Origin of the sequence: Nonomuraea sp. NPDC005692 (assembly GCF_040631115.1) — a bacterium.
GTDB lineage: Bacteria > Actinomycetota > Actinomycetes > Streptosporangiales > Streptosporangiaceae > Nonomuraea.
The window spans coordinates 1-15,759 of record NZ_JBEXYU010000065.1; the positions used below are offsets into that span (position 1 = coordinate 1).

14 protein-coding genes are annotated in these 15,759 nt (G+C 67.8%); 6 read left to right on the plus strand and 8 right to left on the minus strand.

The genetic code is table 11. The annotated features are described in order from the left end of the window. Positions 1 to 549: 549 nt before the first annotated feature. Positions 550 to 1,290: an integrase core domain-containing protein gene (locus ABZ459_RS52100; RefSeq protein ID WP_357988862.1), complete on the minus strand. Its 741-nt coding sequence runs from the start codon at positions 1,288 to 1,290 to the stop codon at positions 550 to 552. Between the two features lie 145 nt (positions 1,291 to 1,435). Between ABZ459_RS52100 and ABZ459_RS52105 the strand changes: the two genes are divergently transcribed. Then, a complete protein-coding gene (locus ABZ459_RS52105) occupies positions 1,436 to 2,128 on the plus strand; it encodes a transposase (protein ID WP_357988865.1) in 693 nt (230 codons plus the stop codon). Here the strand turns inward: ABZ459_RS52105 and ABZ459_RS52110 are convergent. From ABZ459_RS52110 to ABZ459_RS52130, 5 genes are all read right to left on the minus strand, one after another. Further along, positions 2,098 to 3,054 carry a spirocyclase AveC family protein gene (locus ABZ459_RS52110; RefSeq protein WP_357988868.1) on the minus strand — a complete coding sequence of 319 codons (957 nt, stop codon included), beginning with the start codon at positions 3,052 to 3,054 and terminating at the stop codon, positions 2,098 to 2,100. The genes ABZ459_RS52105 and ABZ459_RS52110 overlap by 31 nt on opposite strands. Then, entirely contained in the window at positions 3,051 to 4,424 is a 1,374-nt protein-coding gene (locus ABZ459_RS52115) for an NAD(P)-binding protein (RefSeq protein WP_357988871.1), read from the minus strand. Before ABZ459_RS52115 ends, ABZ459_RS52110 begins: the two co-directional genes overlap by 4 nt. A gap of 31 nt (positions 4,425 to 4,455) precedes the next feature. Then, the gene (locus ABZ459_RS52120) at positions 4,456 to 5,325 is read right to left on the minus strand and encodes an SDR family oxidoreductase (RefSeq protein WP_357988874.1); all 870 of its coding nucleotides are present in this window, start codon (positions 5,323 to 5,325) and stop codon (positions 4,456 to 4,458) included. Between the two features lie 72 nt (positions 5,326 to 5,397). After that, on the minus strand, positions 5,398 to 6,300 hold the full coding sequence (locus ABZ459_RS52125) for a UbiA family prenyltransferase (RefSeq protein WP_357988877.1): 903 nt from the start codon (positions 6,298 to 6,300) through the stop codon (positions 5,398 to 5,400). A 39-nt stretch (positions 6,301 to 6,339) separates the two neighbouring features. After that, the gene (locus ABZ459_RS52130; protein ID WP_357988880.1) at positions 6,340 to 6,885 is read right to left on the minus strand and encodes an EF-hand domain-containing protein; all 546 of its coding nucleotides are present in this window, start codon (positions 6,883 to 6,885) and stop codon (positions 6,340 to 6,342) included. A gap of 910 nt (positions 6,886 to 7,795) precedes the next feature. Between ABZ459_RS52130 and ABZ459_RS52135 the strand changes: the two genes are divergently transcribed. From ABZ459_RS52135 to ABZ459_RS52145, 3 genes are all read left to right on the plus strand, one after another. Next, the gene (locus ABZ459_RS52135; protein ID WP_357988883.1) at positions 7,796 to 8,227 is read left to right on the plus strand and encodes a hypothetical protein; all 432 of its coding nucleotides are present in this window, start codon (positions 7,796 to 7,798) and stop codon (positions 8,225 to 8,227) included. 805 nt (positions 8,228 to 9,032) lie between these two features. Next, positions 9,033 to 9,416 (plus strand): CBS domain-containing protein, encoded by a 384-nt coding sequence (locus ABZ459_RS52140; RefSeq protein ID WP_357988886.1) that lies wholly within the window; start codon positions 9,033 to 9,035, stop codon positions 9,414 to 9,416. A gap of 67 nt (positions 9,417 to 9,483) precedes the next feature. After that, positions 9,484 to 10,403 (plus strand): IS5 family transposase gene (locus tag ABZ459_RS52145; protein WP_357988901.1). Its coding sequence is split into 2 segments (ribosomal slippage): positions 9,484 to 10,195 and positions 10,195 to 10,403, totalling 921 coding nucleotides; the frame shifts between segments, so codons are not numbered across the junction. A 186-nt stretch (positions 10,404 to 10,589) separates the two neighbouring features. Here ABZ459_RS52145 and ABZ459_RS52150 read toward each other — a convergent pair. Continuing rightward, complete coding sequence (locus ABZ459_RS52150; protein WP_357988889.1) at positions 10,590 to 11,126, minus strand: AAA family ATPase; 537 nt, start codon at positions 11,124 to 11,126, stop codon at positions 10,590 to 10,592. Positions 11,127 to 11,552: 426 nt separating this feature from the next. On the opposite strand from ABZ459_RS52150, the gene ABZ459_RS52155 reads away from it, so the two are divergent. Continuing rightward, positions 11,553 to 12,383, plus strand: a complete 831-nt coding sequence (locus ABZ459_RS52155) for an IS5 family transposase (RefSeq protein WP_357988892.1) — start codon at positions 11,553 to 11,555, stop codon at positions 12,381 to 12,383. Beyond that, entirely contained in the window at positions 12,380 to 12,811 is a 432-nt protein-coding gene (locus ABZ459_RS52160; protein WP_357988895.1) for a hypothetical protein, read from the plus strand. Before ABZ459_RS52155 ends, ABZ459_RS52160 begins: the two co-directional genes overlap by 4 nt. A gap of 424 nt (positions 12,812 to 13,235) precedes the next feature. On the opposite strand, the gene ABZ459_RS52165 is transcribed toward ABZ459_RS52160, so the two are convergent. Beyond that, positions 13,236 to 15,233 carry a hypothetical protein gene (locus tag ABZ459_RS52165; protein ID WP_357988898.1) on the minus strand — a complete coding sequence of 666 codons (1,998 nt, stop codon included), beginning with the start codon at positions 15,231 to 15,233 and terminating at the stop codon, positions 13,236 to 13,238. Positions 15,234 to 15,759 lie beyond the last annotated feature (526 nt).

A 15,759-nucleotide genomic window follows, 5' to 3' on the forward strand; every position in this document is an offset into this window, starting at 1 on the left:
TGCATCCTGTTCGCTCTCGCCTGGTGGGCCCGCACGGGACAGGTTGAGGCGTGATTTCTTGGGACCAGTTTGGGACCACACGCTATGCCGTTCGCAGGTCGGCGAATGTCGAGCTCAGTGCAGGGGTGCGCTTGACGTGCGGGAACACCCACTCCCACGTTCTGGGGGTCAAGGGGTCGCAGGTTCAAATCCTGTCGTCCCGACTTGCGAGAAACCGCAGGTCAAAGGCCGTTCTTGAGAAATCGAGAACGGCCTTTCCGTGTTCTCCTGGGGACCAGATGGGGACAGATCTGGACAGATCGCGGCGCCTAACCCTCTTGACCGAGGGGCAAGGAAGCTAGGCATGCTTGCCGAAGATCAGGTGTGGTGCCTCGGAGGGGTATGCGCGGAATCTTCAGAGCTTCTCACTGCGGTTTCGCCTGGCTGTGTGACCATCCAAAGCTCGTGCTGAGGTGCTCGCCAGCAGGCACGATGGTTGCGCCAAGGTTGAAGGGTGTCAGAACTTGGCCCGAGGTGCTGACCTGCGCATACTTGATGGTGCCTCGTTGGTCAGCCAGCTCGCTGGTATTCGTTGATCAGCCCGCCGAGGACTTGGCGGCGTTCGATCCGGCCCACCGGTAGCGGGATCACGTCGGAGTCATCGGTGGGGGCTCGAAGCCAGAGAGAGCGGTGCGGCCGGTGCCGATTGTAGTGATCGACGGATTCGTCCAGCACGGTACGAAGGTGCCGCTCGCCGAAGATCAGCAGCCTATCGGTGCACTCCGTGCGCGCCGTCCGTACCCATTGCTCGGCGAACGCGTTCGCGCGAGGCGCCCGAGGCGGGATCTTCAGCACCTGAAGGTCTTCGCCGGTGAACACCTCATCGAAGCTGTGGGTGAACTTCGTGTCCCGATCCCGAATCAGAAACCGGAACATGCCGGCCCGGTGGTCCAGATTGACGAGAAGATTACGGGCCTGCTGGGTAACCCATGTGCCACCAGGGTGGGCGGTCACGCCGAGCACGTGCACGAACCGAGTGCCGACCTCCATCACGAAGAAGACGTACAGCCGGCGCAGCATGACGGTGTCCACCGCAAAGAAATCACAGACCAGCGTGCTCGCGGCGTGGACGCGGACGAAATCGCGCCAGCGGTCGTCGGTACGTCGCGGCGCCGGATCCAGGCGTGCTCGTTTCAGGATGCGGGGATTCGTCGCACCGCTCACCTGATGGCCCAGTTGCCGCAGTTCGCCTCGGATGCGCTCGTAACGCCAGCGGGGATTCCGCCGTGCCAACTGCTGGATCAACGCCACGACTGCTGGATCGGTCGCTGGCCGTCCTATCCTCCGGTGTGGGAAGTCCAGTGACGCATGACCAGACGCCGGTGCCAGCGCAGCAGCCTACCTGGTGTTACCAATCGATGGGCACGCAGCACCGTCGGCAGCCCTCGGTCCGCCCATGACAGCCTTGGGCAGCGCGGACCTGCGCCCAAAGCCAACCCGTCGCCAGGTGGCGGCCGGTGTGCTCGGCCTGGACCTGGGCGTCACCCACCTGGTGGCGCTGTCCCAGCCAGCAGACCTGGAACACGGCTCGGCCCAGCTCGTGAACAACCCTCGGCACCTGGCAGCCGCTCAAAACCGCCTGCGTCGGGCTCAGCGGGCGTTGTCGCGCACGCAGAAGGGATCGGCGCGGCGGGAGAAGGCCAAGAAGCGCCTGTCGCGCCTGCACGAGCAACTCGCCGTGCGCCGCGCCGTTGCCCTGCACCAAGTCACCAAGCGGCTGGCCACCGGATTCGGCACGGTGGCGGTCGAGGACCTCCACGTGGCCGGAATGACCCGCTCGGCACGGCACCGTAGAATTACCCGGACGCAACGTGTGGCAAAAGGCCGGGCTCAACCGCGCCATTCTCGACACCAGCCCCGCCGAACTGCGGCGGCAGCTCACCTACAAGACTTCCTGGTACGGATCCACCCTGGCGGTCCTCGAGCGATGGTGTCCGTCCAGCAAGACCTGTTCGGCCCTGCCTGCACCGGGCGGTCGGTCAGCGGTGGCGCGCGCGATGGGCGGCTACGTGCCGGCGCATGCACCACCCGCCGAAGGTGCCGTAGGGCATTCACCCATCAGGCGCCGCCGGTCGGCAGGCGCAGGTAGGAAGGAAGGTCGGGTGGCGGAGGGCCGCCGTGGAGCGACAGGGCGACCGTGGCGGCGGAGAAGGCCAGGATCATGGCGGTGACGATGCCGACGCCGGCCAGCAGGGTCACCATGCCGTGCCGTGCGGGGTGAGGGCTGAGGATGGTGAGGTGACCTTGACGGTGGCGGCACAGCAGCAGCGCCGCCGGGCCGATGAAGGTTGTGCCGATCAATAGCGGGTGGGTGAGCGGGAATTGGTACCAGTGGCCGGCGAACAGTGATACCTCGCGGATGGCGTAGGGGTAGGCGAAGGCACCGGAGCGGATCCAGAGGATCTCCACGGCGGTATCGATGAGCGCGCCGGCCAGGGCACAGGTCAGGTAGGTGGGCACCGGCCCTCGCAGCCGGAATCGCTGCAGCGTGATGGCCGCCGCGGCGGCGGTTGCCTGGGCCAGAACCGCAGCGGTCAGGAAGCCGAACCCCACCACCAGGATCGGTTCGGCTTGCCACTGCGGTTGTGGGCTGTGCCAGCCGGGGATCGCGGGTCCCCAGGTGGCCACGTTGATCAGTGAGCGGTTGTAGACGAATGCGGGGCGGGCGTAGTTGACCAGCACATCGGTCCAGGCAGCGAGCAGGTATCCGGCGGCCAGAGCGGCTGCGGCGGTGACGGTGCGGGCGCGTAGGCACTCCCGTATGGCGTGCAGGACGACCAGCAGCACCAGCACCGCCATGGCCGCTTGCATCGCCCACCCGATCACGCGTGGAGCGTCACTGAGGTCCAAGTCGCTGGATGGGACGGCGTGCAGGCCACCGCCGGCGATCCAGACGGCGACAACCCAGCCCTGGGCGGCCAGGCAGAGAGCACCGACGCTCGCCCACAGCGCACGTCCGGCGGCCTTGGGGGTTGCTGGCGGCAGCGGAGCTGGGGAGACGGTCGCGCGGGTCATGGCGGGCCTTTCGTCCGGGCAGGGAGGGAACCGTGGGTCATCGGCGCGAGCGGGGCGATGAGGCTCCGGGCCAGCGGGATGGGGCGCAGCAGGCCGGCGGGCGAGGCGACCATGTGCAAGGTGCGCAGGAACCTGCGGTACAGGCCGGGGTCGTCGGGGATGCGTGCCAGCACCTGCCGGAGATAGCGGTGCAGGGTGCGATCGGCGAGGCTGCCCGTGCCTGACCAAGCGAGGTCTTCGCACGTGGACAACGTCCAGGGGGTGGTGAGCAGGCGACGGACCCGTCGCTGGAACACGCGCGCCGCGGGTGCCGGTCGATCGGGGTGGAGGAAGGCGCGCAGTTCCAGGGCTTGCAAGGCGGCCAGCGTCATGCCTTGGGCGTAGACGGGGTTGAACGAGCAGACGGCGTCGCCGATGGCCAGCAGGCCTTCCGGCCAATCGGGGATGCGATGGTAGTCGATGCGCCGGTTGGCCATGTCGGTGCACCGGTAGACGGGCGAGACGGGCCGGGCGGCGGCCAGCAGCTCGCCCAGGAGCGGGTTGCCGAGACTGCGGGCGAAGGCCAGGAAGCCCGCCTCGTCGGTGGGCGGGCGGTCACCGACGGTGCCGTGCAGGGCGGCGATGGCGCTTCCGTTCTCGATGCGGGTGACGGCCCCGCCGCGGGTGGTGTCCGGGGCGAGCGCCATCTCCGCCAGTCCGTTCCATTCTCCGGGCAGGCCGGTGTACTCGCGTGAGGCGTAGACGGTACCGGCGTCCACCACGCGGATATCGGGTCCGGCCCGTCCGATGGCCGCCAGCCAGGAGGCCAGCCGCGCGGTCCGCCCTGCCGCGACGACGACCATGTCGGCTTCCAGACTGGTCGGTTGGTGGCCGGGGCGCCGGACGTCCACACCGGTGACCCGGCGGCCGGGTCGGTCGGTGCACAGCCCTTCGACGATGGTGTCCGGGTGAAGTATCACACCGGGCAGGGACAGGGTTCTGCTGCGGATGCGGCACTCCAGCAGTGGCCTGCTGAACGCCTGGATCTGCAGTCCTGAGTCGATCCGCGGTGCCCAGGCGCCGGCGAACCACATCAGGAAGGTGCTGCCGTGGTCGTAGACCGGGGCGCCTGCCGTGGTGAGCTCGTCCCGCAGCCCGGGGAACAGGTGCTCCAGTACGTCGGCACCACGCTGAAGCAGGGCGTGCGGGTGGCGGCTTTGGGGGACGCCCCGGCGATGATCGTCGCCGCTGGGCAGCCGGTCGGCGTCGAGGAGGTGCACCTGGTCGAAGGTTTCGGTAAGGACGCGGGCCGCCAGCAGTCCCGCCATGCCCGCTCCGACCACGATCGCGCAGGCGCGGTGGCCGCGCGCGGCTCGCGGTGTTGTTGCCATGGTTTGCCTCCAGCGGGCGACAGCGTGCGGTTCAGCGAAGGAAGACAGCACGCGCCAGACGGTCCCACGAGCGGTCGCCGGCCAGCGCCCTGGCTGCCAGCATCATCCGTGCTGCGCCGGCCACCCGGTAGCGGGCCCGCGGACGGGCGGCGGTGGCGGCCCGGGCGATGACGTCGGCGACGCGTTCGGGAGGAACGGCCAGCGCGGCGATGGCCGCCATGAGCGGTGGTGCAGGTCCGGCCGCTGAGCAGGGCATGCCGAACCGCCCGGCGATCGCCTCGATGTTGTCGTGCAGGCGCGCCAGGTCGGCGGCGTACGGCCCGCTGGGTCGCGCGGCGCGCTCGTGCGCCAGTTGCGTCAGCAGCGTCCGGATCAGCCCGGTGCGGACGAAGGCCGGCTGCACCAGCGCCACTTCCACACCCCACGGCGCCACCTCCATGCGCAACGCGTCGGTGAGCCCTTCGAGGGCGTGCTTGGAGGCCGAGTACAGCCCGAACATGGGCAGGGTGAGGCGGCCGAAGACCGAGCCGACCATGACGATACGGCCCCGGCCCGCTTGCCGCATCTGCGGCAGGACGAGCCGGGTGAGCCGGACGGCTCCGGTGAAGTTGGTGGCGAACTGGACGGCCAGCCGCTCGTCCGTGGCCTCCTCAACCGGGCCCACCTGGCTGTGTCCGGCGTTGTTGACCAGGACATCGATCGTCCCGTGCTCGGCATGGACCTGTCCGACGGCGGCGGTGGCCGATTCGGGGTCGGTGACATCGAGGCGCAGCACATGGCAGCCCGCTTGTCGCAGCAGCTCATCGGTCGCGGGTCGTCGCATGGCCGCATACACCGTGTGTCCCCGCCGGGCCAGCAGCAGGGCGGTCGCCCGGCCGATGCCGCCGGACGCCCCGGTCACCAGTACCGGACCATGACGAGACGCACCAGACATGTGCGGGCCTTCCTCGCAGCCGCCCCCACGGGGGACGGGTCATCCCAGAACCAGCGGTCCGCTGACCAACCAGCACCAGGTCAGGCAGTACAGTTGATAGGTGGCGGCGTCCTGCCGTGCCGTGCGCAGGACCGTCAGCCGCAGGGCGACCCACCAGCAGCCCCCGGCCAGGACTACCGCCCACGTCCACCATCCGGCCGCGGTGACATCGCGGGTCAGCCCCACGGCCGCCACCGGCAGGGCCGTCAACGCGCAGGCGGCCACCAGCCGCACCGGCCACTGCCCCATCGCCATCGGCAGCGTCCGCCGCCCGCAACGCCGGTCGCCGGGCACGTCTCGCAGGTCCTCCACGAACCCCACCAGCCAGTACGCCGTCCCTGCGGCAACCCACGGCCAGGCGCGCGGGGTAAGGGGCCCGGCGATCTGCCAGCCGGCTGCCAGCAACGCCCACGCACCGACCACGATCGCCGGATTCTTCACGTACCAATGGCGCATCAGCCCTCGGTAGGTTCGCAGGCCTACCATTGCGAGCCACAGCACCGTCCAGGTCAGGATTCCCATCAGCGCCCCGGCGAGCAGGAACGCCGCGACCGCCACCCTCCAGCGCACCCAGGCGCCGCGCGCGGTCATCAACCCGGCGGGAATCGGCCTCCAGGGCTTGTTGACCTGGTCTTCGGCAACCCCGCTGGCCTGGTTGGACAGCGTGTGAACGCACAAGAACAGCCAGAAGTAGACCAAGGCCTTGGCCAGCACCCACGGCAGCTCCGTCAGGGGCAGTGCGTGCGCGCGCCACGCGGCGGCGGACGCCAGCACTCCTGGGATCACCGCGGCCGTCAGATCGGTGACGTTGCACCGCCATGCCAGCACCACCTCTCGCCTGGCCCACCGGCGCGGTGACAACCCCGACGCCCCCCGCTGCTGCAGCGCAGGTGTCTCCGCCATGCCGCTCCCTCTCAGCTCGTACGGCGCACCGGAGCATGCCTACATAGGGCCGAACAGCCAGGCACCCCGTCCGCCGGCGTCGCTGCCGGTGTAGAAGTCTTCTATCGCGGCGTCCAGTTCTGCGGCGGACAGCCGGCCGTCCTGGTCGGTATCCAGCTGCTCGAATGCGAGTGCGATGTCGTGCTCCGACGTTCCGAACGCCCGCTGCAACCGCGCGAACTCCGCCGAACTGAGCACACCGTCGCCGTCGACGTCCATCATCGCGATCAGCGCTTCGATCGCCGGGCGGAATATGCGCGCATAGCCGTCGGAACGGGTGACGAACGCGGCCGTCATGCCCGCCCGGAACTCCTCCATCGTGATCTGGCCGTCCCTGTCGGCATCGAAGCCGGCCGCCAGCTCCTGCCAGAACACTTCCATCCGCTCTGCGAATCGCTGTGCCTTCGCCGACGACGGCGCTTCACCCAACTCCTCCAGCAGCCGAGTGCCCAGCGCGTCGAGATCCGACCGTGCGACGAGGCCATCGCCATTCGCATCGAGATGATCGAAGGCCCGCTTCAGCTTGCGAGCCAGTACTTCAGACATCAGGAGGCTCCTTTCAAACACCCAAGGCCACGGTATGTAATCGTTAAACGACTTACCGTAATTTGGTGCTTGGGAAACCAATCATGGAGCTGCAGGTATGTTCTCCGGTAACGGCATGTCAAGGACGGTGGCGCGGAGAAGACGGTGCGGCGCTGCGTCGCCCTGCTCTGCGCTCAAGCCTTCGCTGAACAGCGCGGCACCGGCCCGTGTCTGGCCGCCGTGCGCGCCGCCCCCGCTCGCCTGTCGGAACTCACAACGCCTGGCGACGCCTGCGCTGGTACCCCAGCGTGGAGCACGCTCTCGCCGCTACGCACGGAGCTGCCAATCCGTGATCGCGCCCTTGGGGGATGTTGCCGCAAGTCGCCGAACTTCGAAGTACGACCTCGCCGGGACGGTGTCTTCGCCGAACCGACGCTCGGCGCCGAATTCTGCTCCGATCTTGCTGAGAGTCCTTCGCGTCCCTCCAGGCATCACGTGCAGGGGAGTTCTGGCATCCTCTGCAGGCGGCTTCCGATCATGATAAGCACACTAATGATCTTGATCTGAATCTTTGAGTTTGGCGCAGGGCTCAGCTGGTCATTCGGGTAACCATAGGGGGCGAACTCATGGGACTGTACGCCCAGGGAGGAGGCGGGGCCGCCTGGCCGCAGGAGTCGCCGCCTCCGAGGAACCCGTCGACGATCCAGCCGATCATTCCGTAGTTGCATTCAGTGGAGTTTGCGGTCTCGTCCGTTGCGCTGGGAGGTTCGACTTTGGCGTGTGCTGGTCCGGCCAGTGTGGTGTAGGCCAGGGTTGAGGCGGCAGTCACGGCGCGTAGAACGCGTATGGAACGCATGTCAGCCCTTCTGGAGATGGTCTACCCAGACTAAATGTTCGGTAGCCGAAAGGCTACTTTCTGCAACATTTGGTGGTGATGTTCATGATCCGGCGTTCTGCAGGACAGGCTCGCCGGAAGCGTCGCGGCGGGATTGACGAGATCACGGGGTGGCAGGTGCGGATGGAGCGTGGTCGCGTCGCCGAGCTCACCCGCCGCGGGGCGGCAGCGTGGTGGCGCGCCGACGCCACTACCGGCGGTGTCGATATCGAGTGGAGAAAGGCGGCCAAGGCCCGCCGCCAGGCGGTCCTGTTGGTGCTGCCGCCGCTCTGGCTCACCGACGACCAGAGCGACCTCAGCGGCCGGATGATGCAAGCGTGCGCCGATCAGGACCCACATTCACGGCCTCACCGGAGGCGCGCTGGCAACGGCGCCTCATTTCCCGCAGATCGTTATCTCAGCGTCGCGCATGAGTGCGCGACGAGGTGTTCGGTCACCTCGCCTGACCAGGAAACGCGGCGGCGATGAGTTCGACGAGAAAGACAAGGCCGTGGTGGCTGCGTTCGCCCCCACGGTGGGCCTCGCGGGGACAATGCCCGCCTGTACGAGGAGTTCCACCAACGGGAGACGTGGCTGTCCGTCTCTGCGGGGTGACCGCCCGCCCTCTGCCGAGACTCACCTACGCGAAGCGCTGTCGGCGGTGGTGACTGCCCTCGTGGTCGCTGCTTCCCAACGCTGCGGGGGCGGGTGCCGGCTACCGAATTGACGGAAGGGGCCTGGCGCACAGGAACTCCGGGGGACGGCCTGAGGGATCGTGGGCACGTTCACACAAGAGTCCGGTGATGGCCGGGAAGGACATTCAGAACACTCCCGCGCTGAACACGTTGCCGTGGCACCTGAGGGACGTTCTGAGCTGATGGTCCTACTCGGCGCGGGCGGACACCTCGTGGTGTGCTCGCCTTGGACATGAATCGGCCGCTGGCCGTTCAACGGGGCCGACGAACGGGGGTGGTGCCTTCGCGGGGAAGACGGCGATCACGCTGGAGCAGATGGAGGCGCGCCGGCAAGCCGAACGGCTGGAGTTGCTGGTGGAACCTGAATGACGTCTCCACAGGTTCTGCCCGGCCTGCCAGGCCGGGTCCTTCCGGGGGGCGTGGGGGGTATCGGCTGAGGAGGAGCCGGAGCTACCTGGAAAAGGCGGTACGCGCCCGCGGTGGCGGGCCCCTCCACCATCGGAGCTGACGAGCGAATCTCGAGACGTCAGGTCACGGTGTGGCCGCGTTACGCCCCGCCTTAAGCAGCTCGCCCAGTGACTCACAAGAGGGAGCGAGACATGGCATACACCGTTGTCGAGATTGCAGTCGAAGCGCCGCCGCGCCGGATGGCGGAGCTGAACGTCGGTGCAATGCCCGTCTGCGGCAATGAGGGGCAGCTCAAAGGGATCATCACCGACCGGGACATCGTCGTGAAATGCGTCGTGAAGGGGAAGAACCCGGCCACGATTGCTGCGGGTGAGCTTGTCGAAGCAGAGCATGTGTGGTTCATCGACGCGAACGCGGGCGTCGAGGAGGTCCTGCATCAGATGGTCGAGCACAAGATCCGTCGTCTACCGGTGTCGGAGAACGAGGAACTGGTCGGCGTCATCAGTCAGGCCGATCTCGCGGCGAAGCTGCCCGAGGACAGAGTCAGCGAGCTAGGGCCTGTTTCGAAGTCTTGATCAACGGCGTGTCGAAGCGGGACATGCAGAGAGGTCTCCGGTAAAGGGTTCAACGACCAAGAAGAACCTGAACTCCGGAGACCTCGTGGACACCTTAGCGGTGACGCGGCGGTTCGACCTCACCGATGCGCAGTGGGCGCGGCTGGAACCGCTGCTGCCTGCCGGCAAGAAGCCAGGGCGACCGTCGCGGTGGAGCAAGCGCCAACTGATCCACGGCATCCGCTGGCGGGTACGAGTGGGCGCGCCGTGGCGGGACGTGCCGGAGTACTACGGCTCCTGGCAGGCGGTCTACAGCCTGTTCCGCCGCTGGCAGCGTGCCGGCGTCTGGCAGCAGATCCTCACCCACCTGCAGGCTCTGGCCGATGCGGCGGGCTTGATCGGCTGGCAGGTCGGGGTGGATTCCACCGTCTGCCGGGCCCATCAGCATGCGGCCGGCGCAGCCCCGTACGGCCACCAGCAGGCTGAGCCGCCCGGCGGACTGCAGTCTGAGCCCGCCGATCACGCCCTCGGGCGCTCCCGGGGCGGCCTGTCGACCAAACTGCACCTGGCCTGCGAGCAGGGCCAGCGCCTTCTCGCCCTGGTGGTGACAGCTAGGCAGCGCGGCGACGCGCCACAGTTCCCCACAGTCATGGCCGCGATCAAGGTGCCCCGGCTCGGGCCCGGCCGCCCGCGCACCCGACCCGAGATCGTCCGCGCCGACAAGGCGTATTCCTCCCGCGCAGTCCGGCAGCACCTACGCTCTGGCAAGATCCGGTGCACCATCCCCGAGCCGGCCGACGCATCGCCGCCCGACAGCGGCGCGGCAGCCGCGGTGGCCGCCCGCCGTCCTTCGACGCGGCCGACTACCGAGCCCGCTCAGCCGTCGAGTGCGGCATCAACCGGCTCAAACGCCACCGCAGCATCGCCACCCGGTACGACAAACTCGCCGTTCGTTACGAGGCCGCCGTCCACATTGCTGCGATCAACGACTGGCTCACGATCCTTTGAGACACGGCCTGGCGGCCGGGCTCGCCGCGGCTGGAGAAGGGGTACCATACTGGTGACGTCGCGTATTCAACTGTCGCGGGTTCTCGATGCTGAGGGCACGGTAGTGACTGACGGTGATCTCCAGCGGCAGACCGGCTTCGTGCGCAGCCGAAGTGCTCAGAGCCGCAGGCTGTTGCGATACGCGGTCTAATTGGACCTGATAGCGAGGTCGTGGGCCCACGCGAGCACCTGTGTCGCCAGGCCGGCATGATCTGCGCCGACGGCTTGGAACACGGTCGTGATCAGTTCTCGGCCCTGCGCCGCGTCTGCTAGCGCGTCGTCGATCCAATCCCGCGGTGCGTTGCGCTCCCGCAGTCGACGTTCCCGCTCGTCATCGGGGCAGTCCAGCAGGGCCCAGTGGACCGGCCCGTCCCATCGCACGAACGCGGGCACCTCGCTGGCGTCGGGGATCGGACACATCAGCAGTACGGGATGGCCCGCCCGGCGCACCATGGTCACGATGCGTCGCCACATCCGGTCGTAGGCCGGCCAGATCGGCGCCGCCTCCGGCTCAGCAATCGGCACGCCGATCAGCTCGCCGTCCTCGAGCAACTCGTCCATGTCCATGACGACCAACCCGTCCGCCGCCTGGAGGAGGTGCGGTAGCAGTGTCGTCTTGCCCGCTCCGGGCGCACCCGCGAGCAGGTACAAGGGTGTGTGCATGCCCTTGAGGTGATCTCCCATGCAGCCGATGGTAGCCAGCTGGACATTGACTGCCACCTGCTTAAAGGACGGCTGCGATGCTGAATGCGTGAGTGAGAGGATCCGCGCGACCAGCAGACGCTTTCATCCCCTGTCGCGAGTTGTCGGCAGTGCGGAGCTCGACGGTGACCGTCCGTGCTCCCCGGCGGCGTAGCGGCTCCATGCGCCGCCGGCCTCGTTGAGGAGTCGAGCGGTGGTTTTGTCGTGGTAGCCGAGAGCGTCAGCGACAACCGGGGCAGGCATCTCCAGGAGTTGCTGTCGTATAGCGGCGCCGCGGGCGGCCGCCGCGGGGATGCCGATCTCTCTCAGAGTGCGTATGCGAGCCTCTGTCCATGATGTCGCAGTGTGATCGTATGGATTTGTAGCGTTACCGCCGATCGGCGGATCCCGATGTGCTGGGATGGCGCGATGAATGAGCCCAAGCCGTACCCGAGCGACTTAACCGACGCGCAGCGGGCGTTGATCGAACCCGTGCTCACGGCCTGGAAGGCCGCGCACCCATCGGTCAGCGGCCACCAGGGCAACTACGAGCTGCGTGAGATCGTCAACGCGATCCGCTACCAGGGACGAACTAGCGTCCAATGGGACTATCTCCCCCACGATCTGCCGCCCAAGGGCGCGACGTACTACTACTTCGCCAAATGGCGCGACGACGGCACCGACAAGACCATCCACGACCTGCTGCGCTGGCATCTGCGCGAGCAGAAGAAGCGATTAGCCGACCCGAGCCTGGTCGTGCTGGACACCCAGAGCGTCCACGTCGCGGCAGGAGTCCCCGCGGAAACGACCGGAAAGGACGTGGCCAAGAAGGTGCCGGGCCGCAAACGGGGCCTGGCCGTCGACGTGTTGGGACTGGTCATCGCCGTGGTCGTGCTCGCGGCCTCAGCCCACGAGAACGCCGCCGGGATCGCCCTGCTCGACCGGGTCGCCGCCGCCACCGAGAGCACCGTGACCAAGGCGCTGGTCGACCAGGGATTCAAGACCGCGGTCGTCGCCCATGGCGCCGGTCTGGGGATCGACGTGGACATCGTCGAACGCAACCCCACCGACAAAGGGTTCGTCCCCCAGCAGAGGCGATGGGTCGTCGAGCAGACGTACGGAATCTTGATGTTCCATCGGCGTCTGGTCCGCGACTATGAGCACCTTCCCTCCAGTTCCGAATCACGGGTGTACTGGGCGATGACGGACGTGATGTCCCGACGCCTGACCCGCGCAGCCCCGTCCAGGCGGTGGACATGACCAGGCCCGACACCCACCCGCCCGATCCCGGAACCTGGCTCCTGGACCGACTGGATGCCCGCGAGCAGGCTTTGACCTGCCAGATCGAGCAGACCCAGGCCGAGATCGACACTCTGACCGCGCGTCTGGGCGAACTCACCCAAGCGGTCGAGCACCTGCGGATCAGCCGCAAGACCCTCATCTCCCTCGCCGAAGAAGATCCCACCCCGGTCGATCAGGACGCGCCGCCCACAGGCTTCGATCATCCCGCCTACCGGCAGATCCTCACCGTCTTCGGCGAGACCGGCGGCTGTCTGCGTGCTCGTGACCTGGATCTGCCCCTGATCTCGAACGGTATCCAGAACGTTCGAGCCAAGCTCAAACGCCTGGCCAGCCGCGGCATCCTCGTCGAAACCGAGCCCGACTTGTTCACCCAGCCACTCCCGTAGGCCGAACGGTGACTCGCCGACCAGCAGGCCTCATCCAACCGCAACGACGAAAGGGACATCAGCTCGCGTAACGCACTCTCAGAAGCGCGGACAGATGGTCGTGCGGGAACGTCACAGATGGCGGCTGGTGGGCCCGACCTTACCGACAGGCCGGGTTGTCACCGCGCCGGTGGGCCAGGCGGGAGGTGGTGCTGGCTCCCTTGGACCCGGCGTTCAGCCCCGCAACGCGGCGACGGCCTGCCCGATGCGCTGCTGGCGGGTTCCCCGGCCAGGAGGGCCTTCGAGACTGAGTACAGAATTGAGCGGTAGAGGGTGGGGGGAAAGCCTTTGTCCGGCCAATGCGCCGCCATGTGGCCGGACAAGGGCCCCCAGGCGGCGCCCAAGGGGCGGGGCCGCGCGCTCGGCGGGGCTGCGGCGGTGATGGTTACAGCAGGCCGCCGCCGCGGTGGACGACGTGGAGTTTGCCGTCGTACGCCGCGACGGCAGGGCGTTCGACGGAGGTTGCAGCGGGGCTGAAGGCGGTGTCGGTGCTCCAGCTGGTGCCGTCGAAGCTGGACCAGTAGAGCTTGGTGTTGCGATTGGTGTAGCTGCCGCGGTGGACGACATACAGCTTGGCGCCGGTGCCGTCGTTGAAGACCGTCAGGGATGGTGAGACGGCACTGTTGTGGGTGCCCAATGGGACGGAACTGCTCCAGCTGCCGCCGCCCATGATGTTCCGGCGCGCCCAGTAGAGTCTTTCGTCGGCCTCCGGGCCGCGGAAGACGCAGTACAGCTTGTTCTGGAACACGGCGAGTGCCGGACCGTCCGCGCTCTTCTGGTCCCAGGCGTTGCCGTGGTACCAGCCGTTGCCGTTGTAGTACACCGTATGCAGGTGGCCGTTGCCCTGGCCACGGTAGACGCAGTACAGGGTGTTCCCGAGAACCGCCAGCGCCGGCGCGGAGGGGCTGGCGTGGCCGCCGATGGGCGTGTCGGCGCTCCAGCTGGTGCCGTCGAAGGTCGACCAGTACAGCTGCTCGTTGTCGTTACTGCCACGGTGGACGCAGTGCAGCTTGTTGTCGTAGGCGGCCAGTGCGGGTGCGGCGTTGCTGAGGGGGCCGGGGAAGAGGGTGTCGGGGCTCCAGTAGGTGCCGTCGTAATGGCACCACCACATTTGCTGGAAGTCGCCGCTGGTGTGCGCGCAGTACAGCTTGTCGTCGAAGACAGCCAGCGCGGCGCCCGTGCGAGCGGTAGCGGTGGGCAGCAGCGCGCCCTGGCTCCAGGCGCCGGCGTTGGAGGAAGTGGTCAGGCGCAGCCGTTCCTCGTCAGGCAGGGTGAGGCGGATGTGGAGATCGAAGCGACCGATGCCGTTGAAGCCCCAGTGGTCGATGGCGCCCGGGCGGTTGGCCAGCGCGGCAAGCGCGGGCCGACTGAAGACGATGGTGCGACTCTGCACCAGGTCGTCGTCGTTGCGGAACCACTCGATCAGCGCCTGGACGAGCGCGGTGATGACAGTGAGGTAATCCCCGATGTCCGATCCGCCGCCCTCCCAGTACCAGGCGGGATTGTCCTTGTACTGGTAGGCGATCTGCTGCAGCTTGTCGCCGATCTTCTTCAGGTCTTCGACGAGCTTGCTGTGCCAGGAGGAGGGGCTGTCGTCGGCCTCCCAGCACTGGATGTGGATGGGCAGGCTGTTGCCGACCCGGCCGTTGAACAGGGTGGTGCCCGCGTCGAACACGCGCACCGAACCGGTCTGGACGTCGCCGTACTCCCGCGTCTTGTTCCACTTGTTCCTGGCGGCCTCGTTGGCTGAGGCGTAGGCCCAGTAGATCTCGTCTTGAGGGCCGAACACCGTGTCTCCGGTACTGCGCCGGCATTCGAACCGTTGCAGGTCCAGTCTCAGGTCTATCGGCGGCGGCGAGACCGGAGTCGCGGTGTCGGAACGGGAGCTGCCGACGACGGTGACGCCATAGCCGTAGTCGGCCATGGCCTGGAGGAAGTCCTCGCTGTCGAGGGGCTCGTCGTCGGCGAGGGCGTCGATGTTCACGAAGTTCACGTTGGGCAGGGCGCGGAGTTCCTCGCCCAGGGCGGCGATGTCCTTGGCCAGGTCGTCTTGTGTGTAGCCCTCGGTGAGGGGGCGATCGGCCACGGTGGCGGAGAGTATCTGGCGGGTGCCGGCCGTGTTCTCCTCGGTGAAGGTGCGGCCGAAGGCACGGACCTCCTCGTCGTCGTCCGCCAGTGGCCGGAGCATGTCGACGAGTTCTTGTTCGAGCTCGGTCAGCTCCAGCCCGGCCTCCAGGCGCGCGGCGCCGCGCAGCATCACCCCGACCAGCAAGAAGGCGGCCGGGGAGTGCGTTGCCCGGTGGGCGAGGCGTTCGGTGGCCGGGCGGCCCTGCAGGGTGGCCCGTACGCGGTCCAGTCGCTCTGCGCGCGTGGGATAGGGCATGCGCTACCTCCATCACGGCCGGTCCCGCACAGACCGGACCGACATTGACGTTACGTGCCACAAAGGGTTGATTACACCCCTTGGGTAGGCGTTGACGGGAATTGTCCGCAACCGGCCAACGGGGTGGCGATCACCTCCGCGGTTCGATGTCCCGACGGTGGCCTGCCCTTCTACCTCTCACGGCACGCTGCGCAGACGGCAAACCCTCCTCTCCCGCCCGGAGCGCGGCGACAGGCGTACCACTGATCTCTGCACCCAGCCTCCTCGAAGACCGGAGAGCGCGGTCATCCGTCGCCGGCGTCGAAGGGGTGCCACACTGGCGACCTCGCGTATTCAGGTGTCGCCTATTCGATGAGCCTGAACCTGTTCTCGGTCACAGAGAGTGGTCGTCGCCTGGGGCGTAGCGGCTTCGCGGCGCCGGACCGTGAGGCGCGGCCAGGTCAGTCGCGCGCGGAGCCGCCCGTGGCCGGTGTGTTCAGCTGCGTGCTCGTCAGGCCGGTGAGCTCCTCGAGGGAGACGCTGTGCC

What these genes read in the sequence shown, in the direction of transcription:
- ABZ459_RS52105 (WP_357988865.1), top strand. Translation starts at nt 1,436, where the DNA reads ATGACAGCCTTGGGCAGCGCGGACCTGCGCCCAAAGCCAACCCGTCGC.
- ABZ459_RS52110 (WP_357988868.1), bottom strand. Translation starts at nt 3,054, where the DNA reads ATGACCCGCGCGACCGTCTCCCCAGCTCCGCTGCCGCCAGCAACCCCC.
- ABZ459_RS52115 (WP_357988871.1), bottom strand. Translation starts at nt 4,424, where the DNA reads ATGGCAACAACACCGCGAGCCGCGCGCGGCCACCGCGCCTGCGCGATC.
- ABZ459_RS52125 (WP_357988877.1), bottom strand. Translation starts at nt 6,300, where the DNA reads ATGGCGGAGACACCTGCGCTGCAGCAGCGGGGGGCGTCGGGGTTGTCA.
- ABZ459_RS52130 (WP_357988880.1), bottom strand. Translation starts at nt 6,885, where the DNA reads ATGTCTGAAGTACTGGCTCGCAAGCTGAAGCGGGCCTTCGATCATCTC.
- ABZ459_RS52140 (WP_357988886.1), top strand. Translation starts at nt 9,033, where the DNA reads ATGGCATACACCGTTGTCGAGATTGCAGTCGAAGCGCCGCCGCGCCGG.
- ABZ459_RS52150 (WP_357988889.1), bottom strand. Translation starts at nt 11,126, where the DNA reads ATGGGAGATCACCTCAAGGGCATGCACACACCCTTGTACCTGCTCGCG.
- ABZ459_RS52155 (WP_357988892.1), top strand. Translation starts at nt 11,553, where the DNA reads ATGAATGAGCCCAAGCCGTACCCGAGCGACTTAACCGACGCGCAGCGG.
- ABZ459_RS52160 (WP_357988895.1), top strand. Translation starts at nt 12,380, where the DNA reads ATGACCAGGCCCGACACCCACCCGCCCGATCCCGGAACCTGGCTCCTG.
- ABZ459_RS52165 (WP_357988898.1), bottom strand. Translation starts at nt 15,233, where the DNA reads ATGCCCTATCCCACGCGCGCAGAGCGACTGGACCGCGTACGGGCCACC.